This window comes from Trichocoleus sp. FACHB-46 (genome assembly GCF_014695385.1).
Taxonomy (GTDB): Bacteria; Cyanobacteriota; Cyanobacteriia; order FACHB-46; family FACHB-46; genus Trichocoleus.
Genome location: NZ_JACJOD010000041.1, coordinates 209,221 through 233,260 on the forward strand (window position 1 = coordinate 209,221; position 24,040 = coordinate 233,260).

18 protein-coding genes are annotated in these 24,040 nt (G+C 47.1%); 10 read left to right on the plus strand and 8 right to left on the minus strand.

From position 1 onward, the window contains the following. Positions 1–31 precede the first annotated feature (31 nt). Both H6F72_RS24400 and H6F72_RS24405 read left to right on the plus strand, forming a co-directional pair. On the plus strand, positions 32–3,856 hold the full coding sequence (locus H6F72_RS24400) for a TonB-dependent receptor (protein ID WP_199299272.1): 3,825 nt from the start codon (positions 32–34) through the stop codon (positions 3,854–3,856). 7 nt (positions 3,857–3,863) lie between these two features. Continuing rightward, on the plus strand, positions 3,864–6,620 hold the full coding sequence (locus tag H6F72_RS24405; protein ID WP_190441835.1) for a DUF11 domain-containing protein: 2,757 nt from the start codon (positions 3,864–3,866) through the stop codon (positions 6,618–6,620). A gap of 56 nt (positions 6,621–6,676) precedes the next feature. On the opposite strand, the gene H6F72_RS24410 is transcribed toward H6F72_RS24405, so the two are convergent. Next, entirely contained in the window at positions 6,677–8,350 is a 1,674-nt protein-coding gene (locus H6F72_RS24410; RefSeq protein WP_199299273.1) for an adenylate/guanylate cyclase domain-containing protein, read from the minus strand. Between the two features lie 263 nt (positions 8,351–8,613). Here H6F72_RS24410 and H6F72_RS24415 point away from each other — a divergent pair, with 263 nt between their 5' ends. Further along, on the plus strand, positions 8,614–9,432 hold the full coding sequence (locus tag H6F72_RS24415; RefSeq protein ID WP_190441836.1) for an SDR family oxidoreductase: 819 nt from the start codon (positions 8,614–8,616) through the stop codon (positions 9,430–9,432). Between the two features lie 179 nt (positions 9,433–9,611). Here H6F72_RS24415 and H6F72_RS24420 read toward each other — a convergent pair whose 3' ends face one another. Then, positions 9,612–9,842, minus strand: a complete 231-nt coding sequence (locus H6F72_RS24420) for a Nif11-like leader peptide family natural product precursor (RefSeq protein WP_190441838.1) — start codon at positions 9,840–9,842, stop codon at positions 9,612–9,614. 472 nt (positions 9,843–10,314) lie between these two features. Between H6F72_RS24420 and H6F72_RS24425 the strand changes: the two genes are divergently transcribed. Continuing rightward, the gene (locus H6F72_RS24425; protein WP_190441840.1) at positions 10,315–11,265 is read left to right on the plus strand and encodes a LysR substrate-binding domain-containing protein; all 951 of its coding nucleotides are present in this window, start codon (positions 10,315–10,317) and stop codon (positions 11,263–11,265) included. Between the two features lie 60 nt (positions 11,266–11,325). Here H6F72_RS24425 and H6F72_RS24430 read toward each other — a convergent pair whose 3' ends face one another. Continuing rightward, complete coding sequence (locus H6F72_RS24430; protein WP_199299274.1) at positions 11,326–11,961, minus strand: TraX family protein; 636 nt, start codon at positions 11,959–11,961, stop codon at positions 11,326–11,328. A 44-nt stretch (positions 11,962–12,005) separates the two neighbouring features. After that, entirely contained in the window at positions 12,006–13,391 is a 1,386-nt protein-coding gene (locus tag H6F72_RS24435) for a hypothetical protein (protein WP_190441842.1), read from the minus strand. 176 nt (positions 13,392–13,567) lie between these two features. On the opposite strand from H6F72_RS24435, the gene H6F72_RS24440 reads away from it, so the two are divergent. Continuing rightward, a complete protein-coding gene (locus H6F72_RS24440) occupies positions 13,568–14,716 on the plus strand; it encodes an alanine--glyoxylate aminotransferase family protein (protein WP_190441844.1) in 1,149 nt (382 codons plus the stop codon). An 83-nt stretch (positions 14,717–14,799) separates the two neighbouring features. On the opposite strand, the gene H6F72_RS24445 is transcribed toward H6F72_RS24440, so the two are convergent. Then, positions 14,800–15,402, minus strand: a complete 603-nt coding sequence (locus H6F72_RS24445; RefSeq protein ID WP_199299275.1) for a Uma2 family endonuclease — start codon at positions 15,400–15,402, stop codon at positions 14,800–14,802. Between the two features lie 117 nt (positions 15,403–15,519). Next, positions 15,520–17,316, minus strand: coding sequence for a P-loop NTPase fold protein (locus H6F72_RS24450; protein ID WP_190441846.1), 1,797 nt, complete (start codon positions 17,314–17,316; stop codon positions 15,520–15,522). Positions 17,317–17,616: 300 nt separating this feature from the next. On the opposite strand from H6F72_RS24450, the gene H6F72_RS24455 reads away from it, so the two are divergent. The 4 genes from H6F72_RS24455 (at position 17,617) to H6F72_RS24470 (ending at position 22,257) form a co-directional block, all read left to right on the plus strand. Beyond that, on the plus strand, positions 17,617–18,411 hold the full coding sequence (locus H6F72_RS24455) for a uroporphyrinogen-III synthase (protein ID WP_242017104.1): 795 nt from the start codon (positions 17,617–17,619) through the stop codon (positions 18,409–18,411). Positions 18,412–18,472: 61 nt separating this feature from the next. Then, positions 18,473–20,401, plus strand: a complete 1,929-nt coding sequence (locus tag H6F72_RS24460; protein WP_190441848.1) for an amino acid transporter — start codon at positions 18,473–18,475, stop codon at positions 20,399–20,401. A 20-nt stretch (positions 20,402–20,421) separates the two neighbouring features. After that, the gene (gene ubiG / locus H6F72_RS24465) at positions 20,422–21,168 is read left to right on the plus strand and encodes a bifunctional 2-polyprenyl-6-hydroxyphenol methylase/3-demethylubiquinol 3-O-methyltransferase UbiG (protein ID WP_190441850.1); all 747 of its coding nucleotides are present in this window, start codon (positions 20,422–20,424) and stop codon (positions 21,166–21,168) included. Between the two features lie 108 nt (positions 21,169–21,276). Continuing rightward, complete coding sequence (locus tag H6F72_RS24470; RefSeq protein WP_199299276.1) at positions 21,277–22,257, plus strand: D-glycerate dehydrogenase; 981 nt, start codon at positions 21,277–21,279, stop codon at positions 22,255–22,257. 7 nt (positions 22,258–22,264) lie between these two features. Here H6F72_RS24470 and H6F72_RS24475 read toward each other — a convergent pair whose 3' ends face one another. Beyond that, positions 22,265–22,762: a pentapeptide repeat-containing protein gene (locus tag H6F72_RS24475; RefSeq protein ID WP_190441852.1), complete on the minus strand. Its 498-nt coding sequence runs from the start codon at positions 22,760–22,762 to the stop codon at positions 22,265–22,267. A 105-nt stretch (positions 22,763–22,867) separates the two neighbouring features. Here H6F72_RS24475 and H6F72_RS24480 point away from each other — a divergent pair, with 105 nt between their 5' ends. Further along, complete coding sequence (locus tag H6F72_RS24480; protein WP_190441854.1) at positions 22,868–23,221, plus strand: Spx/MgsR family RNA polymerase-binding regulatory protein; 354 nt, start codon at positions 22,868–22,870, stop codon at positions 23,219–23,221. Positions 23,222–23,351: 130 nt separating this feature from the next. Here the strand turns inward: H6F72_RS24480 and H6F72_RS24485 are convergent, their stop codons facing one another. Further along, positions 23,352–23,918 (minus strand): HdeD family acid-resistance protein, encoded by a 567-nt coding sequence (locus tag H6F72_RS24485; RefSeq protein WP_190441856.1) that lies wholly within the window; start codon positions 23,916–23,918, stop codon positions 23,352–23,354. Between the last annotated feature and the right edge of the window lie 122 nt (positions 23,919–24,040).

Below are 24,040 nucleotides of genomic sequence, written 5' to 3' on the forward strand. Positions count from 1 at the left end.
TTCACAAACCTCTATCCGCTGTGAGCAAGAGATGACTACGAAGCCTACAGGTTCTAAAATTAACGCCCTAAAGCTTGGTTTGCTCGGAGCTATCACCGGAACTGTAGGTCTAATTGGGTCTCCCTTGGCTGCCCAGGCAAGCACAGAATTTGAGGTTTCCCTTCCAGAGACATCTATACAGCCAGTTACTATTTCTTCAGGCAATGGAGCATTTCACCCTCTAATCTTCTCACCTCAATTATCAGATAACTTAATTACGGCTCAAGCGATCGCTCCTGTTGCAACGACTCCTGATGCCAAGCCAGAGGCTACGGCTACTGAGACTGCCCCACCTTTGCCAGCGACCACGACTCCCAGCGCTGAAGCATTACCAGTTCTAGAAAATATTCCTGAAAGTGCTCCGGTTGATGCCGCTCCTGCGGTTACACCTACCCCTACTGCAACTCCTGAGAATACCAGCCCTGTTGCTCCTACAGAAGTCAAGATTCTCACGCCTACTACCAACACAGTTCTAGATATCCCTGCGACGACAGTAATTCTACAATTTGTGGAAGGTATACAGGTACAACTACAAGCAAATGGAGCTACTGTTAGCACCACCTCAATTGGTCGTACAGAAACAGATACCAAAACTGGTATCATCACCCAAACTTGGTATGGTGTGCCTTTGAAAGAGGGAGACAATACCATCACCGCTCAGCCTACTACCAATGGAGTTTCTGGTACTCCCGTGGCGGTTCAGGTACAAGTTCGGGGTAGCGCCACCCAACTGAGTATACAGACGGTTGAGACTCGTATCCCTGCGGATAGCCGTTCTACCGCTACAGTGCAAGGGCAATTACTAGATGGCAAAGGTAACCGTTCTAATCGAGATGCGATCGTTACCTTAAGTACTAGCGCTGGAGAATTCGTTGGTGCCGATGCGAAAACCGATGAGCCTGGGTTTCAGGTACAAGCCCGTCAAGGCCAGTTTACAGCCAACTTGCGCTCCAGCTTACAAGCTCAAACAGTAACAGTCCGGGCCAATATTGGTGAGTTAGAAGCTTTTACCCAACTTCAATTTGAAACGAATCTGCGTCCCTCGATCGCAACAGGTGTAATTGATGTGCGGTTGGGCAGACGAGGCAGCGACTACTACGGTAGCTTCCGCGATTATCTCCCTCGTGATGGCGATAACTCTACAGAGCTAGATGTGCGCGGGTCTGTATTTGCCACTGGTAAGGTAGGCGATTGGCTGTTTACAGGTGCTTACAACAGCGATCGCAACCTTAACCAAACCTGCGATGCTAACAGCCGCCTATACCGAGATACGCAGTTTTGTGAGCAGAACTATCCCGTATATGGCGACAGTTCTCGTGTTGATAACCTCACGCCTTCTAAAGATAGCCTGTACTTGCGGGTTGAGCGCTCCGCTAAAATTGCGGGTGCCGCTCCTGACTATGCCATGTGGGGCGACTACAACACCAATGAGTTTGCCACCAAATCTCAACAATTTACCGCGTTCACTCGCCAGTTGCATGGTTTCAAAGCCAACTACAACATCGGTGATCTGCAAGTAACTGGCTTCTACGGCAACAACGTCGAAGGCTTCCAAAGAGATACGATCGCACCCGATGGCACCAGTGGTTACTACTTTCTCTCTCGTCGCCTCCTGGTTCCTGGTAGTGAGAATGTTTTTATTGAGCTAGAAGAGCTGAATCGTCCTGGCACAGTGCTCGATCGCCAGTCTCTCAACCGAGGCTCTGACTACGACATCGACTACGATCGCGGTTCTGTCATTTTCCGCAAACCCATCCTCCGGACTGATATTAGTGACGAAGGTGAGGTATTGGTTCGTCGGATTGTCGTTACTTACCAGTATGAAGGTCAAGGTACCAGTAACATCTACGGTGGTCGCGTTCAATATCACCTAGACCGTACCCTCAATCATGAAAGCTGGCTCGGTGCAACTTATCTCAAAGAAAACCAAGGAGTACGGGATTTTGAACTCTACGGAGCAGATGCCCTCATCAATCTAGGTTCTAAGGGACAACTGATTGCAGAATACGCTCATTCTAAAAACGACTCTGAAGTGATGGGCAAGGTGAGCGGTTCAGCTTACCGTTTAGAAGCTCAGGGAGAAATCGCTAAAGGCATTCAAGGCCGAGCTTATTACCGAGCCGCTGACCCAGGATTCGCCAATGATGCCACGATTAGCTTTGTCCCTGGTCAAACTCGCTACGGTGCTCAGGTTACAGGCAAGCTTTCCGCCACCACCAACCTCCGGGCACAGTACGACCATGAAGATAACTATGGCGTTGCGCCCCGTCCCCTCGATACTTTAGAAGATTTGTTTGCGCCTCATTCTACCGCCATTCCTGGTAGCCAGATGGATAACTCTCTCACCACAATCTCAGCTGGTATTCAACAGAAAATTGGCAAATCTGATCTCACAGTAGATTGGATTCACCGCGATCGCGAAGATCGTCTCTATCCTGATCTCAGCGGCACTTCTGATCAGTTGCGTTCTCGCGTGACGGTTCCTCTCGCCAGTAACCTCACCTTCCTAGCCCAAAACGAGATGACTCTTTCAGGCAAGGTAGATAGCGTCTACAACGATCGCACCCTTGTCGGTCTGGATTGGAAGCCGATGCCTGGAGTCGATGTGCGTCTGGCGCAGCAGTTCTTTACTCGGGGTCAATATGCTGGAAATTCTATTACCAGCTTGGATGTCAACAGTTCTTACAAGCTCGGTTCTGATACCACCTTGACCGGACGTTATTCTTTGCTAGGTGGCGCTGACGGCCTGAAGATGCAGGGTGCAGTGGGCCTCAACCAGCGCTGGAACATTGCTCCAGGTCTCCGGATGGATCTGGCTTATGAGCATGTGTTTGGTAATTACTCGCGTCGCACGGCTGCGGGTTCTCAGTTCCTTCAGCCCTTTGCATCAGGCCAGAGTGCTTCTTCTCTGGCATTGGCTTCTGGAGATAGCTACAGTGTTGGTTTAGAATACACTGACAATCCTAAGTTCCAAGCGAGTGCTCGTTACGAACACCGCTCCTCCTCTGAAGGCAGCAATACTGTAATCTCTGCGGCTGCCACAGGTAAAATCACTCCTTCTCTTACCGCTTTAGTTCGCTACCACCAAGCGAGTGCTGCCAACCAAAAGTTATCTGATTTGGGAGATACCAAAGATCTAAAAATTGGTTTGGCTTACCGTGATATCCACAGCGACAAATTCAATGCGCTGTTGCGCTATGAGTATCGCCAGAACCCCTCCACAATCCCAGATTCTCTCTTGCTGGGCAATGGCACTGGTTCTGAGGAGCATCTCTTCGCGGCAGAAGCGATTTATGCACCCAATTGGCGCTGGGAGTTCTATGGCAAATACGCGTTTCGTCATAGCTCCACCTATTTAGCTAAAGATTTAGTGGGTACTAGCAGTGTCTCCCTAGCCCAGCTCCGAGCCACCTACCGTTTAGGCTACAGCTGGGATGTGGTTGGAGAAGCTCGCTGGATCAATCAACCCAACACAGGTTATAGCGAAACTGGGTTCAACATTGAGGCAGGCTACTATATGACTCCCAACTTGCGCCTAGCAGCAGGATATGGATTTGGCCGTGCTAGCGATCGCGATTTCAGTGGTTCTCGCTCAGTGGATGGTCCTTACCTCGGCCTCACAGTGAAACTGAATGAATTGTTTGATGGTTTTGGTTTACAGAAAGCACCTCAGCCTCAGCAACAGCCCCAAACTAAGCCAGTTGCCTCACATTCTTCTAGTCATTTAGCGCATACAACTGCAACCTCGGAAACAACATCTACAACATCCGAATTAGTTCCGGCTGCATCTGCAACTGTTAGTGGTAGTGGGGAATGATAAAGCTATGAAACTTCAACGCTTTCCTAATCTCAAGCTCCTGGCTTCTGCTGCGCTGGCCCTAGCGGGTGCCACTTTAGGGATTGCTAATCCAGCGATCGCCGCTCCCCAACTCACGATTACTCCAATTACCTGGAACGTAATTGGTTTAGATAGCGTTGCCTCTCAAATGCTCGGTGGAGCAGGCCCTGATCAGTTTCTAGAAGGAGCGCGCGTTTGTAATGTCGGTGATGCTACTGCAACCAATGTCACAGCTTCCTTTGTAAAAACTGGAGGCAGTAGCTATATCAGCTTAGTAGGAGCTAGTACACTCTCTATCCCTTCGCTACCCGCAGGCCCTACGTCCCATCCTCCAGGGAATACAGGCCCCACGCCCAGTAACTGCTCTGACTTCTATTTCAACGTAAAAATTGCTCGTGATAGAGCATCCTATTCTACCCTTGCTAACGCTAGCACCAGGCAGCAGTTTTATATTTCGGCCACTGGCACGGGGTTAGGAACTATCACGACACCTCAAAACCGAGAATTGTATGTTGAGAAGCTCGTTTCTCAATCACGAAACGCAGTTGATAGCATTTCTGGCCCCAGCACCGTCTTTGTAGGAGACATTGTTCAATATACAGTCAAGGGACACACAGCTCCTGGTGGTTACGAACAGCTGTCATTCCTACCTGTTTTACCTGGCTTTTTTCAGCTACTTTCCGTTTCTACGACCTACTCATCTCCGTCTGGCTCAACCAATAACGTTGTCTATGCCGATGCTTGCGGTTGGGAAAACAATCCCAGTAGTACTTACTATCACAACAACCTAACCTGTAATAACCCAGCCATTCCCAGTGGATATGTGGGTGAGAAAGTAGGTGATAACGTCACAACCGTTTATACAATTAAAATTTTATCAGCGGGTAGCGGCGCATTAACTAACATTATTTATGACTTCTCTGGAAGTAGTTACCACTACAATGCTGACGTTGGCACAGGCGCAAACTTATTTGCTGTGACTGCCTTTGCACCTTCGACTGGCATTGACTTGATGGTTCAGAAGACCCGTGTTGGCACTTTTGCCAATGGTATTAACGGGCAATACACACTGAACGTCTCAAACGCAGGGACACTCTCTACTACTGGAACCATCACCGTTACAGATGTACTGCCTGCATCTCTAGACTATGTTTCTGCGACTGGCAATGGTTGGACTTGTAACTATGTCTTAGCCAATCGAACATTAACTTGTACCAGCTCTGGTCCTTTAGCTCCTAAAACAAATAGCAACATCACGTTAACCGTTAAGCCGAATACAACAGGCACAATTTCTAACACTGCTACAGTGGCCACAGCCAATGATACGGTTGCTAGTAACAACACATCTAATGACACAACAACCGTTAATGCGCCTGTTAACTTGGCTGTTACTAAAACGGTTGGGATAGCGAGTAGCTCTGGCACCCCGATTACCAGTACTAGCCCTAATAGCAATATCACCTATACAGTTAAAGTTACCAATAACAGTAGTTTTGATGTTATAGGAGCAAAACTCAGCGACATTGTTGACCCAGCCATTACCGTTTCGACTACTTCGGCACCTGTTTGTAACCCTAGTGGGGGCAGTACTTGTACCCTGACTACAACAGGTAATGACGTTAGCGCGCTTCTCAACTTAAAGAGCGGTGGTACTGCCACTATTACTATTACTGGAACTGTGGCATCCTCAGCAACTGGCACCATTCCTAATACAGCTCAGGTTGCTCCACCTGCTGGATACGTGGATCAAAATCTTACAGATAACGCAGCATCCGCAGATGTGAACGTCAACGCTTCGGATTTAACGATCGCCAAAACTCACACTGACAAATTTCTGTTAAACCAAAACAGCAGTTTTCTACTCACTGTTAAAAACATTGGCTTTTCAGCTACATCGGGCACCATCACCGTAACTGATCAGTTACCTACAGGTTTAACTTATCAATCAGCGGCAGGAGCAGGTTGGTCCTGTAGCTTCAATGCCACGAACACTACAGTGACTTGTACCACTAGCAACGTCATTGCTGCTAGCAGTTCTGCTAACCCCATTACCATTACAGTTCGGCGAGATTCATCCGCAGCTACTACCAACACAGCTACTGTTTCTGGAGGTGGAGATAAAAATAACACCAATGATTTTGGTAGTGATGCGATCGCTGGTGTTTCTCAACTACGCTTAGTCAAGCGAATTACCGCAATCAATACTACGAATAGAACAGGTTTTGTAGACGGCACAGGTACAACCGATGACAACGCTACGAACTGGCCTTCCCCAACTAGTACCTCTTTGGCTGGGGTGATTAATGGAGGTGCTGTACGGTCTGGAGATGTAGTAGAATACACCATTTACTTCCTCTCTGATGGTGGAGCGGATGCCCAAAACGTAGTGTTATGTGATCTTGTGCCTCTGAATCAAACTTTGGTGGCAAATGCCTATAGCACTGTAGCGGTAGCCCCAGGCGGAACAGCGGGCGCAACTCGTAGTATTGCGACTTCTGTTAATGGTGCTCAAGTTTCTTACACCGATTTGGTTGATGGAGATGCAGGTGGTTTCTATGTAGTTGGTGCATCAGTCCCCGTCCCAGTAGGTGGGACCAGCCCTCAACCCTGTCCTGCTGCAAATACTAGTGCTAATGGCAATGGAGCAGTTGTGGTTAACCTTGGCACCCTCTTAAGAGCAACCGCTTCAGGCACACCTGCAAGCTCTTATGGCTTTGTGCGCTTTAGAGCGAAGGTGAACTAAACTTAGTTTGAGCGGCTTGAACAGTCACTGGCGGAAGAAAGTGACTAAATCTAGGTTTAAGTTTTCTTACCAGTTATTAGATAAGTCTGCATGGACCCTTTGCCTTTAACCTCAATGATGTCCCGCTTCTCAAAAGTATAGTGAGTTTTTAAGTGATGGTATGTGGCTTCAGTCACCTGCACTCTACCAGGTAGGCCGTGAGACTCCATGCGGCTCGCTATGTTGACGGTATCTCCCCATAGATCGTAGGAGAACTTTTTGGTGCCGATCACACCTGCTATCACAGGACCAGTATTGATGCCAACACATAAATTAAGCTTCGTTCCATGTTTAGTGTTGAATTGGACGATCGCACTCAACATATCCAGTCCCATCTCCGCGATCGCCTCTACATGATGATCAGAAGGGATAGGTAATCCTCCAGCCACCATGTAGGCATCTCCAATCGTTTTAATTTTTTCTAACCCATGTTTTTCAGTAAGTTGGTCAAAAGCAGAAAAAATTTCATTTAAGTAACTAACCAATGCTGTTGGGGTGATTTCGCTGGCCCATTGGGTAAAGTTGACCAGATCGGCAAAGAGAATCGTGACTTCCTCGAAACTATCGGCGATCGTATCTTCTTGAAGTTTGAGGCGCTTGGCGATCGGGCCAGGTAGCGTGTTCGAGAGGAGACGGTCTGCTTGCTCTTGCTGATAGCGCAAAGCTTCTTCCATCACTCGCCGTATTGTGATGTCATGGATAAAAGCAGATAAACCTTCGTAGGATGGAAACGCCCGAACTTCAATCCAACGGCCTAGGGGAGCATAAAACTCTTCAAAATTAACGCTAACCTGCTGAGTTACCGCGTTGTGAAACTCCTCATCGAATTTTGAACCTGCTAAGTCACTTAAAACGTCCCAAATGACTTTTCCTAGCAACTCTTCGGGTGATTTCTGGAGAATTTGACCCGCTTTTTGGTTGACAAAGGTGAAACGCCACTGACGGTCTAAGGCCCAAAAACCATCCGTCATGCCTTCTAGAAGGTCTACGACTTGCTGATCTGAGGCTCTTAGTTGGGCTTCAGCTTGCTGATACCGATTAATTTGGCGCTCTAGCTTTTCAATCTGTAACCGCAGTTCCATTTGGGCAATCACCTGCCGACCTAGCACCTGCAACGCCTTTCGTTGCTCTGGGGTGAGATTGCGGGGAATGCGATCGAGCACACAAAGAGTCCCTAATGGAAAACCATCTGGCGTAACGAGAGGCGTTCCTGCGTAAAAGCGAATACTGGGGTCGTTGGTGACGAGTGGGTTCTCGGCAAAGCGCTCGTCTTCTAGCATGTTGGGGATCACGAACAAGTCATCAGGTTTAGCGATCGCATGGGCGCAGAAGGCTTGCTCTCTCGGAACTTCTACAGCATCTATGCCTACTTTGGACTTAAACCACTGCCGATGCGAGTCTGTTAAGCTAACCAACGAAATGGGGCTACCACAGATTTGAGCCGCCAACTCTGTTAGCTCATCGAATGCCTCCTCTGGCATGCTATCCAAGATGTTATATTGCTTTAGAGCTTCTAGACGCTCGGCTTCATTGCTAGGGATGGGAGGAGCATGCACAGCAGGCTTTGGAGAGATAGGTTGAGGCGATCGCTGTGATTTTTTGTGTTTGCTCACTCTGAAGCGATGGATTATGCGTACCACCCATTTCACTAGCGCAGTGCCCCATTGATTCATGCGACTTAATCGAGCCATCTCAACTGAGGTTATCTCCTAGCCTAGTTTAAAGGTGAAATGAGAGCTGACTCTGACTGTAACGTGAAAGCCGTAATCCTACCATGACTCATTAATTCCCAAAATCTGCCATCTCAGAGTCACATCAAGGCTAAATTGTTAGATTAAGCTTAAGTAATTTGCGTTTACACCGAGTCCAAACAAAATCCGGCGAAAGTGAGAGGGTTTTTAACGTACTGTTACACAAGCTAGTAAGAGTAAAACGATGTTCATGTGCAAATGTTATGGCTCCTACAGCATTAGTTACAGGTAGCTCTGAAGGAATTGGTAAAGCGACAGCTCTGCTTCTAGCCCGCCAAGGTTATGACTTAGTCCTAGCAGCACGTCATAGCGACCGACTCGAAGCGGCGGCCAGTGAGGTGCGATCGCTGGGGCGAGATGTATTACCTGTAGTGACGGATATGAGAGACCCAGTTCAGGTAACCACACTAGTTGAAAAGACTCTGGGGCACTACGGGCATCTTGATGTCCTCGTTAATAATGCTGGAATATATCTCTCTGGCCCGATCGAAGCCTTCTCTTTAGAGGACTGGCACCAAGCGATCGACCTCAACTTGTGGGGCTATATCTATACTATTCAGGCTCTACTCCCACACTTCCTTCAGCGCGGCACTGGCACCATCGTCAATGTTAGTTCCATTGGCGGTAAAGTATCAGTTCCTTATTTAACTCCTTATTGCACGACCAAATTTGCTGTAACTGGTTTGACGGAGTCTTTGCATTCGGAGCTATCTCCTAAAGGCATCCATGTTGCGGGTATTTATCCCAACGTGATCAACAGTGACTTTATGCAGCGGGCTATCTTCCGGGGGAAAGATGAGCCAGATCGGCAGGCTCGTCAAGAACAGCTCGAACAAGTCCTTAAGGTGCCTGTTGTCGAGAAGCCAGAAGATGTAGCTCAGGCAATTTGGGACGCGATCGCCCATAAAAAAGCTGAGGTAATTGTCGGTTCTGCAAATATGTCAATTGCAGCGAGCCGCCTCTTCCCCAGCTTAATGCAGTGGATTTTTAGAAAAACATTTCAGTTAAAAGACCAAACCTAAGCGATCGCCAGGGAGACCAAAAGTGAGATCCAAATTATAGGGCGATCGTTTGGCCTGCTTGCCCACATATTACTCAGGCTAGTTTCTGAGACTAGCTCTATGTAGCTAATGCGAACGATTAAACATCTCACTTCTCTACGGTGGGGTGTTTAATCAAACCAAAGTAATTTATCTATAATTTACCTGGGTAATATATGTTGGCGTGGACCAATCCCAGGGTTAATCATAGCTGCGAGTTCTGCTTCTGAAAGTTGCTCAATTGCCGTATTGAGATCCTCTAGAGTAAATTGATAACCACTTTGGGCCGCAATCTCAATAAAGGTCTGCGGATTAGAAGTTGCTTTCAGCTTGTTCTGTAGGGCTTGGTCTTGTGTAGCCGCTTTAAAGAATTGGGCAGCACCTTGTGTCATGATGTCAGATCCTCTTACAACAGAGTCGAGCGCTGTAGCTAAATGAACTAGCGCTGAGAAACAGCATCACGGTCAGCAGTTAGAAGGTAATCTGGCAATACTCTGCAAAAACAGTCTAAGGCAGTAGGAGTCTACATTTGGGGCTGGTGGAGCGCAGAGTATTGGGGCGTGAATAACAGAATAGAAACTGCTCACTCTGACACTGTCTGAGAAACTTCGACGTGGGAGTTTCTTATCTCTCAGCTTAGAAGAAGAAACAAAAACCGGATCAATTCGACAGCAAAGTTTACTTCATTGCAAACTGAAAACCACAACTTGCTCTTTTTCAGGGGGTTGCAGTGTTTTAGCAGGAATTTAGCTTCACTTGACTAAGATGATATGCTGATAATGTATAAACAATATTCGAGCTTGTAAATGCTTTTCATAGATTTTTCTCTATAAGAGCAACACCACCCGTCTAGGAGTAGTACCTGTGAGACAAATTACGCTGCACCAACTCCAAGTTTTTGAAGCGGCGGCTCGCCATTGTAGTTTCACTCGTGCTGCTGAGGAACTTTTTCTGACTCAGCCTACAATCTCCATGCAGGTCAAGCAGCTTTCTCAAGCGATCGGATTACCGTTATTTGAGCAGGTTGGCAAGCGGCTTTTCTTGACGGATGCTGGGCAAACCCTCCTCGTCACCTGCCGAGAAATTTTTGAACGTCTGTCTATGTTAGAAATGACTGTAGCAGACATGAAAGGGCTAAAGCAGGGCCAACTGCGGCTCGCAGTTATTACAACTGCTAAGTACGTTGTACCGCGATTGTTAGGCCCATTTTGCCAACGATATCCCGGCATTGATGTCTCATTGAAGGTGACCAATCACGAACGGGTAATGGAGCGGATGGCAGCCAACTTGGATGATCTCTATATTGTGAGTCAGCCGCCAGAGCATCTTGACATTCAATCTCATGCCTTTGTAGAAAATCCTTTAGTGGTTTTGGCTCCTCCTAATCATCCCTTAGCTGACGCTAAACATATCTCCCTAGAACAGCTAGCCGGAGAACCGTTTATTATGCGGGAACCTGGGTCCGGAACTAGGAAAGTGGTGCAGGAACTATTCGATCGCTATGAAATTCCTATTAAAGTTAAGCTCGAAATTGGTAGTAATGAAGCCATTAAGCAGGCGATCGCAGGAGGTTTAGGCATCTCTGTGCTTTCACTTCATAGCTTAAATTTAGAAGGAAATAACGGTCAATTCAGTATTTTAAACGTTGAGCATTTCCCGATCTTGCGACACTGGTATGTGGTTCATCCTAGCGGCAAGCAACTCTCTGTGGTAGCTCGAACTTTCTTTGACTATTTACAAGCGGAAGGTAGGCAAATTGCTGACCTCAAGAATGCTTTAGAATGGTCGGCTGAGCTGGCTCATTTCGCTCAGTAGATTACGGCAGTAGGCTATCTGCTGTCCCACTATTACTGACTGAAATATGCGATCGCTTTATTACTGGCTACGAGCTATAGCCCAGATCAGCAGTAAGTGGGTTGGGTAGAAAGTATAAAACCAACGCACTGTCGGTCCTTTTTGTTGGTTTGTGATCAGCAGCAACAACGGAGTCACGACAGCAGGCAGTTGAAACAAGCCAAAATTGCTCGATGCGATCGCCAAAAAGAGATGTAATCCCAGCCAAATTCCCCACCAGTAGTAGTTAGAGCGAAACTGGGATAATAGCCCAACGATCGCAAGCCCGTAAGCACCATATTCAAACTTCAGCAATTCTGCTGCCATCATACTCGCTGCCCAAATCCAATAACGTTGCTCTGGATAGCGACGACACAACCGCAACATAGCTACCCCCAACATCAACGTAAATAGAATATTGAGGAATTCACCCTGCAAAGCCACCACATACAATGGCTGACTAACAATGCCTAACAAAAGCAGCCTGATAAGATAGCGCTCAATGTTGCGGGTATGCTGTTCTCCCTGGGTCAACAGCCACGCAAATAAAGGAAAACTGAGACGACCCACCACCCGGAATGCTAGGACATTGGGAAAGAAAACTACTCCTACATGATCGATCACCATGAAGATTGCAGCCAAAAGCTTGATATGGAAGTTATTGAGCTGCAACTGCATAGGTAGAGTTTTTTTGCGAACAATATTTGCAGTCTAGCTGTTAGTTACCTGAGAGAGCGAGGTTGCCAACCGTACCAGTGGCGGAGGGTGAGCCAAACGACCGACAGTAGTCCTGCCAAACTTAGCGTCAGACCTGTAAAAGGAACCAGTAAGCCAAACACAGGGAGAATGGCTCCGCTAATGGTGGCGATCGCAGCAGCAATGGAAGCCCGTTGATTTCTGCCTAAGCCCCAAGCCAAAATCAGCATTACGGGGGCTAGGATTGCCCAAGCAAAAGGAGCAGGGATGATGCGGCTAAGGTAGGTGAGGGTTAGGAGGCTAGCAAAGAAAATTCCAGAGGCGATCGCCACATCTCGTAGTCTCAATGGCACCGAGAGATAGAGTACCAAGAGCCACCAGAACAGTAGAGCAGGAGCCAGGAGCAGCAGGCGAGGCAGCACACCTGTATTGCGTACCGAAGCGGTGGCAGTAAAGACACCAAAGGGATTCAACACCGAAACATTATCGGCAAACTCCCAAGTGAAGCGAGTCCCACGCCCTTCCGGTTGCATTTTGGTAGGCACAATACCGCTGGCAAACTGTGCCCCGGGGAAATTGGCTAGCGCCGTTAAGCGAAAATTGGAGAGCAACTGCGAGCCTGCGTTGTAGACCCAGCGCGGACCACCTGATGCTTGGTAGGTAATACGAAACTGAGCCGTCTCACCCGCACCCAAGCGTAAGGGGAAGCTATAGTTACTTTGCTGAGAAGACTGTAAACGCTGACCATTTCGCTCTACTCGGTAGTCTTGCAGGAGGGTGTAGCCCGCAGGTGGTTGAGTCTCAAAGAAAAACTCATCAGCAGTCTCTAAAGTATTGACCACTTCATAGTTGCCATCAAAGCCAACCTGATAAAGGAGACGGTTGTTGGCGGGGTCAGTAGTTTGCTGTAGCGTGACATCTACCTGAGTGCGGCTAGGCGTGAGAAAGCGGCTGACTTCTTGGGTGCGTTTCTCCTCCACCACTTGCCCGTTGATCACCGTGGTGGTTGTATAGGGTTCCTGAACGGTATATCGCAATTGCGGAGCGGTATGTTCTAGCCGTTCTCCTGCGACATTACTAGCGATCGCAGCAATCCGAGCTTGCTCCCAGTGGTGATAACGATTAGCCAGGGTAGAACAGAGAAAAAAGCCACTCACCGTGATTAACAAGATTAAGGTGGCATGTTGTACGGTTCGCAGTAGGAGGCCGTACTGAGTCACCCAAGTTTCTGTCCAGAGAATTTTGGTGCGGCGACCCAAGGAGAAATTGAGGAGCGCGATCGCCACTCCCAAAAGACCTGTGAGAACAACAAACAGCAGAAACAACTTCATTCCCTGCTCCCCGAATTGGATCAACTCCTGGGGATGGGTGAGGTCAGGGAGAGAGGGGATTCCCTGAGAGGTTGGATTCATAGTGGTTAAAACTGAAGAGAGAGATGGCTCCCTAGACTACAGATTGCTACATTTAGATTCCGCGATCAGCAAACTCTTCAAATAATGAAACCTAACGCGGTTTGGTTCGAGTCCAACCAGACCTTAGACTTGAGAATATGCCTTGCTTGATGCGCTGAATAACTTTAGAACCGACAATGACATTAACACTTTCCATCAACGACGCTCAGCGGTTGCCACTCGCTCCCCTAGCCGCTCCTACCCGCTTGCTGTTGGGGCCTGGTCCCTCCAATGCTCACCCCGATGTGCTGGCGGCGATGAGCCAAACGCCAGTGGGCCACCTCGATCCAGCTTTTCTGCAATTGATGGACGAGATTCAAGCGCAGTTGCGCTACGTCTGGCAAACCGAAAACCAACTGACGATCGCGGTTAGTGGCACAGGAACGGCAGCTATGGAAGCCACCCTCGCCAACACGGTTGAGCCGGGGGATGTGGTGCTGGTGGGTGTCGCAGGTTACTTTGGCAACCGCTTGGTCGATATGGCTGGACGCTACGGTGCTGATGTTCGCAGCATCACCAAGTCTTGGGGCCAAGTTTTCTCCTTGGAAGAACTCCGTACTGCTCTAGAAACTCACCGTCCTGCAATTCTGGCGTTGGTGCATGCCGAGACTTCTACCGGAGCACGACAACCGCTAGAAGGAGTGGGTGATTTGTGCCGCGAGTTCGACTGCCTGTTGCTGCTCGACACCGTCACCAGTCTGGGTGGTGTGCCCATCTTCTTAGATGAGTGGAAAGTGGACTTGGCTTACAGTTGCAGCCAAAAAGGTCTGGGTTGTTCTCCAGGGGCTTCTCCTTTCACGATGGGACCACGGGCGATCACGAAGATGCAGCAGCGTAAGACCAAGGTAGCGAACTGGTATCTGGATATGAACCTGCTGGGCAAATATTGGGGTAGCGATCGCGTGTATCACCACACCGCACCGATCAACCTCTACTATGGTCTGCGGGAAGCTTTGCGCCTAATTGGTGAGGAAGGATTGGCAAACTGCTGGCAGCGCCACCAAAAGAATGTGGAATACCTCTGGCAAAGCTTAGAAGAGATCGGCCTGACTCCCCACGTCGAGCGCGAGTTCCGCCTCCCCACCCTAACTACGGTGCGGATTCCAGAAGGTGTGGATGGCAAAGCGATCGCCCGTCAACTCCTGAATGAGCACAATATCGAAGTTGGTGGTGGTTTAGGTGAACTGGCAGGCAAGGTGTGGCGCGTGGGTCTCATGGGCTACAATAGCCGCCCCGAAAGTGTCGATCGCCTAGTCGCTGCCCTGAAGCAAGTGTTACCCCAGTAGCTAATTCAGATTGCAGTTGCTTTTGAATTCGTCAATCATTGGGGCATCTCTAGAAGGTGCCCTTACTTTTTAGCGATCGCTGACTAAACTTGAAATTGCTGAAGTAACCAAGCCCCAACCTGAGATTGGTCTGTCTCCCGGCTGCGTTGGAGGGCTGATTCTAAAGTGGCGATCGCTAACCCTGAAAACACTTGCGATTCCTGAATTCGTTTGCTGCCTTGGTCGGCAATGGTGTAAGCCAGAACTTGAGTATTCTGCACATCTACGACCCAATATTCGCTGACACCCAACTCCTCGTACAAAGCACGTTTGGTGCCTAAATCATCGAGTAGGGAGCTTCTGGCAACTTCAATTACTAAGTTGGGTGCAGGATATTGGTTGAGATTGACAATTCCGGTGCCGCTAGGTACTGCCTGAGCTTGGTTGCCGATATAGTAAGCAACATCCGGTTGGCATTCTTGCAGTCCAGTTTTACGAAAGGTTGTGGTGTCTAAGCCTGTGATGGGAATACCTTTGAGAGCTGCAAACAGATTGACTGCAAATATGATCACGACATGATCTTTGCCATGATCAAAGCTGACTGGTGCCCTCTCAATCCTCACATGGCCTTTGTAATAATAACCCTTCGCCTGTTGAACCGGGGAAGCATCAAGTATCTGAACATAATCATCCCAAGATGCTGTCAACCAAATATCATGTGATTGGGTCTGTAGGACGCTTGTAACTGATTGTCTACTATCAGGAATATTCACCTTTCAATCAGCCCTAAGCTATTCAAATCTGAGATTATGACAGAAAATATTTTAATCTGCAAAAGAAATCAATCTGTCACAAGCTGCATCAATTTCTTCACATAACATATTAATCAGATAGCAACTCAAATCAATTCTGTTACTACCAGCCTTTTGGTTGGCAATGAATGACTTTAGCATATGACTTAGGTTTTTTAATCCTTGATAATCATCAGCCAAAAATCGACTAATATTAATAGCTTTATATCTACTAATAATACATCCACGAAAATCTACAATCTCCAAATTTTTTAGTTGAATAATAGCATCGAACAACTCATGAGTGTTGATATACTTAAATAGTGGCGTGTTTGCCTCTGTATTATATTTATAAACTTCCCTGAAGAATTCCTCTGGTTTTTCCTTAAGAAGACTGACAAGTACATTGGCTTCTTTATATAAAATAACTTCATGCTGCTGCTTACTAATATTTAAAATCAGTTCTTTAATTTCGGCATAGAATTTACTTTTTGGCTCATTATGAGATAGCCTAGAATCATTTGCAATATCTTGGTATTCTAGTTTTCCTTCAAGAAACTGGCGTTGGATAGTATGATTAAATATGTTTTTTAGTTCTTCGTCTCTTTCTTCAATTAGACCAACCTCAGAGAAAAACATTAGAGATTTACATAAATTTATTAGCTCTGTTGGTTTATTAATTCTATCCTGCTTTAAATCCTCTATGTACTCTTTACTCGTATTAAAAAAATCACTATCGGATAGAAGAGTATAATTATTAATTAAGTTGTATTTTGAGGTTTTCTCGGTTTTCCGAAGAGATAGAATTTCTTCGGAAAATAACTTCTGATCAAAATATCCACCAACTATGTAGTTGTAAATTGATCTAAATGTTACTTGATATGAAGAATTTACTCCATAATAGCGCCGTATAAATCTAGATAGATATGATTCCGTATCTTCCTCTTTTTTCCGTGCAACGAAAGTTATATCATATCCTTTTTCAATCCAAGCATTTATTTGAGCTAAGTCTAATCTTCCAGCTTTGAACTCTATGTTGATTGCGAAAACAAAGCGCAAAATCTCTCTTTCTACATCTGTGGCTGATTCATCAATATCAAAAAAGCTAGCCAAAACAGTTTTAGCGATACTCAATGAGTTTTTTATTATTCTCAAATTTTTTATTTTTTCTGAGGTCAAAACATCTACAATAAAATTTTTGTGATAAATTATTTTTGTCTTTAAATTATCATCATACTCTTTTATAAAATGCTCTATCGTCTCTTCAAGCGATGAGGAGAACTCGAACGTATAGCCAACTAGCTTTTCTTTCGTGCGTTTGTAATCTAATTGGTTTACTTCTGCTTCATAGCATATTAATACTGTTTTTATTCTACGGTGTTCGACAAATCTATTTATGTGACCCAAAACGGCTTTAATATCAAAATCCACACGCTCTAGATCATCAAAACAAAGAACTGAATTATCAAGACTATCTAGTAATTTATATTTTGTGATCTCCAGGATAAAATCTTTAATTTTACTATCAATTTTTAATAGGCTTGAGGCAGCTTCAAGGGAAGACTTTAGGCCCTTAAAAGAATCTTTCTGATTTTTTAAGTAAGGAATCAGCTCTAATAGTAGCAAATTACCAATTTCGGCTGTACTTTTCAACCCGTACAATGATACATAAACTACTCTTTTCTTTAACTTTTCCAGGTGCGGAACAATTCTAGATTGCCAAAAATACGTTTTTCCGCAGCCCCATTCTCCATTGATCATGATTGCATATTCAGTCTCTCTGTCTTTTAAATAGTTTATAATCGCTGATTCCAGCTCTTTACTACTCATACTTTTATTTCTATTGAGTACGTTCTTTATTATAAAGACTAAAATATGTAAGTGTTTTGCTGACAGATCGATGGAGTTTATACCTCGCTTGTTACACGTTTCAATAGCCCACTACGGATTTGATATATGCATTTCGGCCCTCATAAATCAACGTAAATAAAGAACTTAGGTTTGTTAGTGAAAGATTAAAGACTTTACACCGTTCATTTACTAGTCTTTAAATCGAAACATTCATTCTTTAAGGAGGCAATCTAGCTGTTACATCCTTCTATTGTTCTTCCCTTACAAGGCAAACGCATTTTGATCACTGCTCCGCGCAGTTATGCTGCTCGGTTATCGCAAGCTTTAATTGCTCAAGGGGCATTGCCGATTTTGATGCCTGCGATCGCGACTTGTCATTTAGAGAACTTCACAGAGTTGTATGTCGCGTTAGAGCATCTCGATCAGTATGACTGGATTGCCTTCACCAGTCGGAATGGCATCGAAACATTTTTTGAGCAGATGCAATCGCTAGAGCTATCCTTTTCGCTGATTGGACATTGCAAAATTTGTGCGATCGGTAAGGATGCCGAAAAACTAACTGAATTTGGCCTCAAAGCTGATTTAATCCCTGACGAACCCAGCCCGCAAGGCGTTATTGCAGTGTTAGCCAAAATATCTGATATTGCAGGCCAAGCTATTCTAGTGCCAGTGCCAGAAGTTGTGGGTGTGCCAGAGCCTGATGTAGTTCCCAACTTTGTCACCGACTTGCAACAGTTAGGGATGATTGTGCATCGTGTCCCCACCTACCTGACTCGCGCCGTTGATAAAGCCCTGTATACAGTCGAGTTAGCGCTACTCAAACAAGGCCAGATCGACGCGATCGCCTTTAGCAGCACCGCTGAAGTTAGCAGTTTTTTACAAATGATGGAGTTCGAGGCAGATTGCCAAAATTGTGCGATCGCTTGCTTTGGGCCTTACACCGCCGCTAATGCCGAGAAGCTGGGTTTGCCAGTGCAGATTGTGGCGGCAGACTTCAGCTCCTTTGCTGGGTTTGCTGAAGCGATCGCTAGATTTTTTGTTGATCAAGCCCCAGAAAAGTTCAGTAAGAGCTAGGTTAAGCCAGCACTACTGCTTGCCATAAGCTAATAAAAGCTATGTAGCAGGAGTCGCGTTGATGGCTGGACCCATTATTCCACCCAGGCAGTACCACAAAAACCTCGGTCGCTGGTTACTGAACGACAATCGATCGGGGAAGGAAGGCCGACATTCTAGACACCCTTGGTGGCAAGTCATGTGCCTGACTGGGGTTGATTACTTCTCCACCTTGGGGTACCAGCCCGGTATTGCTGCCCTAGCAGCAGGGTCGCTCTCTCCGTTAGCCACCTTAATTTTGGTGTTGCTGACTCTATTTGGCGCACTGCCCATTTATCGTCGGGTCGCAGCCACGAGTCCTCACGGAGAGGGATCGATTGCCATGCTAGAGCATTTGCTTTCTTGGTGGCAGGGCAAGCTGTTTGTGCTTTGCCTTCTGGGGTTTGTGGCCACTGATTTCATTATTACGATGACGCTTTCGGCAGCGGATGCCACAGCTCATATTGTCGAAAATCCTCTGGTCCCACACTTTTTGCATGGGCAAGCAGTTGGGATTACTCTAGTCTTGATCGCTTTGTTAGGCGCTGTATTCCTCAAAGGATTTCAAGAAGCGATCGGACTGGCTGTTTTCTTGGTCGCGACCTATCTACTGCTGAATTTAGTCACCATTGGCGTTGGGGCGTACCAAATTCTGCAAAACCCAGTGGTCATTACCAACTGGCAAACAGGTTTACTCGCCAACCACGGCAACCCTCTCGCCATGCTGGCAATCTCTGCACTACTGTTTCCCAAGTTAGCCCTAGGATTATCAGGGTTTGAGACGGGTGTAGCCGTTATGCCCTTAGTAAAAGGTAGCGGCAGTGACGCTGAGAATCATCCTAGAGGGCGGATTCGTAACACCCATAAACTGCTGACGACTGCTGCGGTGATTATGAGCTTCTTTTTGATTACGAGTAGCTTAGTGACTACGCTCTTAATCCCTGCGGCAGAATTTCAAGCGGGAGGCAAAGCGAATGGTCGAGCCCTAGCTTATCTCGCCCACTTCTACCTCGGCGACATCTTTGGTACTGTTTACGACCTCAGCACGATCGCAATTCTCTGGTTTGCTGGGTCATCGGCAATGGCAGGGCTGCTCAATATTGTGCCCCGCTATTTGCCGCGCTATGGCATGGCTCCCGACTGGGCTAGAGCATCTCGACCCTTGGTACTGGTTTACACAGCGATCGCCTTTGTCGTCACCATTTTGTTTAAGGCAAACGTGGAGGCTCAGGGAGGCGCTTATGCAACGGGTGTATTGGTGTTGATGAGTTCGGCGGCTTTTGCCGTCACTTTAGCGGCTCATCGGCGGCGATCGCAACGAGGCAGAATCATCTTTGGCACCATCACATTTGTCTTCCTCTATACGACAATCGTTAACATCATTGAGCGCCCTGAAGGGATTCGAATTGCTGGCTTCTTTATTGGCACCATCATTGCCACTTCTTTGATCTCACGAGTTTGGCGCTCTACCGAGTTACGGGTTGAGAAGATTGTGATGGATGACGTTGCTCAAAGCTTGATTGCTCAGGAGAGCCAAGGAACGGTGAGGTTAATTGCCAACCGACCCAGTGAAGGCGACGAGCGCGAGTATTGCTTAAAAGAGCAAGAAGTCCGGGACGATAACCACATTCCACCTGCGGACTCAATCTTGTTTCTCGAAATTCAAGTTTCCGATGCCTCGGAGTTTGTCGAAACGATTTGGGTGCGAGGGGTGCAAGTGGGTGACTATCGCATCCTGCAAGCCAAAGGTGCAGCCATTCCCAATACCATTGCCGCGATCCTTTTATATATCCGTGAGCAAACTGGCCAGTTACCTCATGCCTACTTTGGCTGGGCTGAGGGCAATCCAGTTCAATACTTGTTGCGCTTCATTTTGTTTGGCGAAGGAGATATCGCTGTCGTGACTCGCGAAGTGCTGCGTAAAGCCGAAAAAGATCCGGAGAAACGCCCGTCGATTCATGTGGGTGGTTAAGAATTCAGTTGACAGATGCCATGCAAAAACCTAATGATTTGGCATTTTATGACCTGAGTGCAGACCAGTGGTGGAGTGAAACAGCCAAGATTTATGCGCTTCACCATCTAAATGCCCCTCGCTTTGAGTACTTCGATCGCCATGTTGCCGATTGGCAAGGGCTAACTGTTTTAGATGTAGGTTGTGGGGGCGGATTTTCTTCTGAGTTCTTAGCTAAACGAGGCGCGATGGTATCTGGGATCGACCAATCACGTAACTGTATTGCTAAAGCTCAGGAACATGCGGTTAAGAGTCAATTGGCGATCGCCTACCAACACGGCTATGCCGAAGCGCTCCCCTATGCTGACCATGCTTTTGATGTGGTCGTCTGTGTGGATGTGTTGGAACATGTGGCTGATCTCAATCAGACGATCGCAGAAATTCATCGCGTGCTGAAACCCGGAGGCATCTTCTGTTTCGACACCATCAATCGCACTTTTAAGTCAAAGCTGATCATGATTTGGCTGCTAGAAAACATCTTGCGAGAGATTCCAGCAGGCATTCATGATTGGCGGAAATTTATCCCACCTCAAGAACTCACAACTTTGCTGCGATCGCACCATTTTGAGGAGATCGAGATTAAGGGATTCAATATCTTTGGCGAAACAATGCTGGATAATCTAGCTGCCTATTGGCAATATCGCAAAACCCAGGGCTTCCAGATCAGCATCAATGAAGATACATCGGTTATGTATATTGGCAAAGCGAAAAAGGCGATCGCTACTTAATTCAACTCCTGAGTTGCGATCGTCTTTCAGCGCAAATATCTATATTTATTTGTCAATATCCAGACGAGCTTGGGCTAAGGCGCGAAGATGGACTGTATGTGGAGTTGAATGATGTCCCAGTTTAAAGTCTTAATCACGCGCCCCTTACCTACCACTTTAGAGAAGCTGGAAGCGATTGCGGAGATTGAAGTTTGGCCAGAGCGACAACCACCCGCTTATGACGTGTTGCGAGAGAAGGTACAGGCGATTGATGGGTTGCTTTGTCTCCTGACCGATCAAATTGATCAAGCTTTGATCGCAGCCAATCCCGCTTTAAAAGTAATTAGCCAAATGGCGGTAGGTTTCGACAACATTGATATTGCTGCTGCTACCGCTCACAAAATTCCCGTAGGCCATACCCCAGGAGTGCTAACTGATGCCACCGCAGATCTCACTTGGGCCTTGTTGATGGCAGCGGCGCGACGAGTGGTAGAGGGCGATCGCTTTACCCGCCAAGGGAAGTGGCAAACTTGGGAACCGGATTTGCTATTAGGGCCAAATGTTTCTGGCGCGACTTTAGGAATTGTCGGGTTTGGGCGGATTGGTCAAGCAATGGCCCGCCGAGCTAAAGGCTTTGGGATGCGGATTCTTTATACAGATCCTCATCGAGCTGCGCCTGAGCTAGAGCAAGATTTAGGAGCAGACTTTGTCTCCTTTGATCAACTCCTACAGGAAGCAGATTTTGTCACGATTCATACGGTGCTCTCGGCAGAGACGCATCATCTGTTTAGCGATCGCCAATTTGAGCAAATGCAGCGATCGGCAATTCTAATTAATACTGCCCGTGGGCCGATTGTCGATCCAGCAGCATTGTACCGAGCGCTGAGTGCAGAGCAGATTGCTGGGGCGGCCCTAGATGTCACCGACCCAGAGCCGATTCCTACCGATAGTCCTTTGTTGACGTTGGAGAACCTGATTATCACGCCGCATATTGGCAGCGCTAGTCGGCAAACTCGTAAACAAATGGCAGATATGGCGATCGCCAACTTAATAGCAGGCCTCAAGGGCGATCGCTTACCTCATTGCGTTAATCCTGAAGTGTACGGATAGCAGTTGCTTAGGAGCACTCTAAGGAATCGCGGGTATCTATCCCAGTGACAGGGTTGGTGCCACTAGCAGACTTGCACATTTCTAGCAGTTGATTGCGATCGAGCACCGCGAAGCTAAAATCAGCGCCTGTGATTTTGGCCCCCCGGAAATTGGTCTTTAGCAGCATGGCTGAAGTGAGCACTGCATCACTTAGGTCAACGCCCGAAAAGTCGCTGAGATAAGCAATCCCATTGCTAAAATCCGCCCCGTGAAAGTTAGCTTTCTTAGCGATAGAACCGTTAAAAACGGCTCCTTGCAAGTTAGCGTTGCTAAAATTGGCTTCTACCAGCTTGGCATTACTAAATTCTGCCTTTGCTAAATCTTGGCCAGAAAAGTCTTTAACGACAGATTTCACATCATCGTAAGCTCGAATGGCTGCTGAGCTAGCGGCTTGAGTCGGTAGCGGCACCGTTACCAGAGCCAGCAGACATATCAAAATTCCTAAAAGAGGCCGAAGTACACGCATGAGGAATCAAAGAATTTAGTTGCTTACCGTCACTAAACTTAACATTTGATATACTACGCGCGATCGCTTTGATCAGTTTTTCGGGCAGAAACAGAGCTAACTGGCATGATTAAGGTTTACGGAATTCCCAACTGCACCACTTGCAAAAAAGCTTTCAAGTGGTTGGATGAGCACAGCATCGACTACGAGTTCATCAATACAAAAGAGCATCCTCCAGATCAGGCCAGCATTCAGGCGTGGATGAACCAGCTAGGCGCGAAGCCAATGCGTAACACCTCCGGTCAGTCCTACCGAGCCTTGGGTGAGGAGAAAAGCACTTGGACCGAGGAGCAATGGATTGAGGCTTTTAGCCAAGATGCCATGCTGCTAAAGCGACCTTTGTTTGTCAAAGATGAGGCAGCCGTATTAGTCGGTTTCAAAGATAAGGAGGAGGTAATTCGGGAAAAATTAGGGGTATAAAGCGATCGCTGGTTCTCTCTAATCGCTACTGAAAACGACAGGGGCAAGCATTTAAGCCATAGTCTAGGGTCTTGTTTTAGACCCAACGGCTGAATGCTCCGCCCCTACCTAGCTGGCGTTGATTGACGGTTTACGCAGAAGCGGTTTGGTCAGAATGCCCAGCAGCACCAGAATTTATGGAGAGCATGATGCGGGAAATACCAGTGAAGAGCACGCTAACTCCCACTAAGGTACCGATCAGCCAAGGTGCATTGAAGGGCCACTGGAACCAAATCATGACGCCGAGTAGTAGAGTCACGATACCGTTGGTCAATACCCAAGTCCAGTTTTCTTGGGGGCGGAGGCGGAACGCCAAAATCAGCTCAAATGTACCTTCAGTCAACAAGAAGCCACCTAACAACAGGGTCAGAGTCAAAACACCTGTCAGAGGGTTAGAGAACAGCATGACACCTGTAGCAACATAGAGCGCACTCAACAGCAGTTTCCAAATAAAACCACCTTGGTTGCGGGTTTGAAAGGCGTAAGCCAATTTAGTTGCGCCAGCAGAAACCAGGATCAGCGAAACCCAACTCTCAGTCACAATGGTAGAGATTTGAGGCAAGGCGATCGCGGCAATGCCTAAAACAACAAGCAGGATACCAATCCAGAGCGATCGATTCGTTTCTTTTTTAATTTCAGGAGAAACATTGGTGGTCATATAGGTTTTTTCCTTAAGCTTCAGCAGGATCTATGCTTAGGCTAGGGAATTTATGCAGAACTTTACACAGCCCTAGGATAGACCCTGCTGTATAAAAGATCAGGCAAGCGGAGAGCTACCAG

Coding starts and splice junctions, on each gene's coding strand:
- H6F72_RS24405 (WP_190441835.1), top strand. CDS start 3,864: ATGAAACTTCAACGCTTTCCTAATCTCAAGCTCCTGGCTTCTGCTGCG.
- H6F72_RS24440 (WP_190441844.1), top strand. CDS start 13,568: ATGACATTAACACTTTCCATCAACGACGCTCAGCGGTTGCCACTCGCT.
- H6F72_RS24415 (WP_190441836.1), top strand. CDS start 8,614: ATGGCTCCTACAGCATTAGTTACAGGTAGCTCTGAAGGAATTGGTAAA.
- H6F72_RS24480 (WP_190441854.1), top strand. CDS start 22,868: ATGATTAAGGTTTACGGAATTCCCAACTGCACCACTTGCAAAAAAGCT.
- ubiG (WP_190441850.1), top strand. CDS start 20,422: ATGCAAAAACCTAATGATTTGGCATTTTATGACCTGAGTGCAGACCAG.
- H6F72_RS24450 (WP_190441846.1), bottom strand. CDS start 17,316: ATGAGTAGTAAAGAGCTGGAATCAGCGATTATAAACTATTTAAAAGAC.
- H6F72_RS24485 (WP_190441856.1), bottom strand. CDS start 23,918: ATGACCACCAATGTTTCTCCTGAAATTAAAAAAGAAACGAATCGATCG.
- H6F72_RS24475 (WP_190441852.1), bottom strand. CDS start 22,762: ATGCGTGTACTTCGGCCTCTTTTAGGAATTTTGATATGTCTGCTGGCT.
- H6F72_RS24430 (WP_199299274.1), bottom strand. CDS start 11,961: ATGCAGTTGCAGCTCAATAACTTCCATATCAAGCTTTTGGCTGCAATC.
- H6F72_RS24435 (WP_190441842.1), bottom strand. CDS start 13,391: ATGAATCCAACCTCTCAGGGAATCCCCTCTCTCCCTGACCTCACCCAT.
- H6F72_RS24410 (WP_199299273.1), bottom strand. CDS start 8,350: ATGGCTCGATTAAGTCGCATGAATCAATGGGGCACTGCGCTAGTGAAA.
- H6F72_RS24470 (WP_199299276.1), top strand. CDS start 21,277: ATGATGTCCCAGTTTAAAGTCTTAATCACGCGCCCCTTACCTACCACT.
- H6F72_RS24460 (WP_190441848.1), top strand. CDS start 18,473: ATGGCTGGACCCATTATTCCACCCAGGCAGTACCACAAAAACCTCGGT.
- H6F72_RS24400 (WP_199299272.1), top strand. CDS start 32: ATGACTACGAAGCCTACAGGTTCTAAAATTAACGCCCTAAAGCTTGGT.
- H6F72_RS24420 (WP_190441838.1), bottom strand. CDS start 9,842: ATGACACAAGGTGCTGCCCAATTCTTTAAAGCGGCTACACAAGACCAA.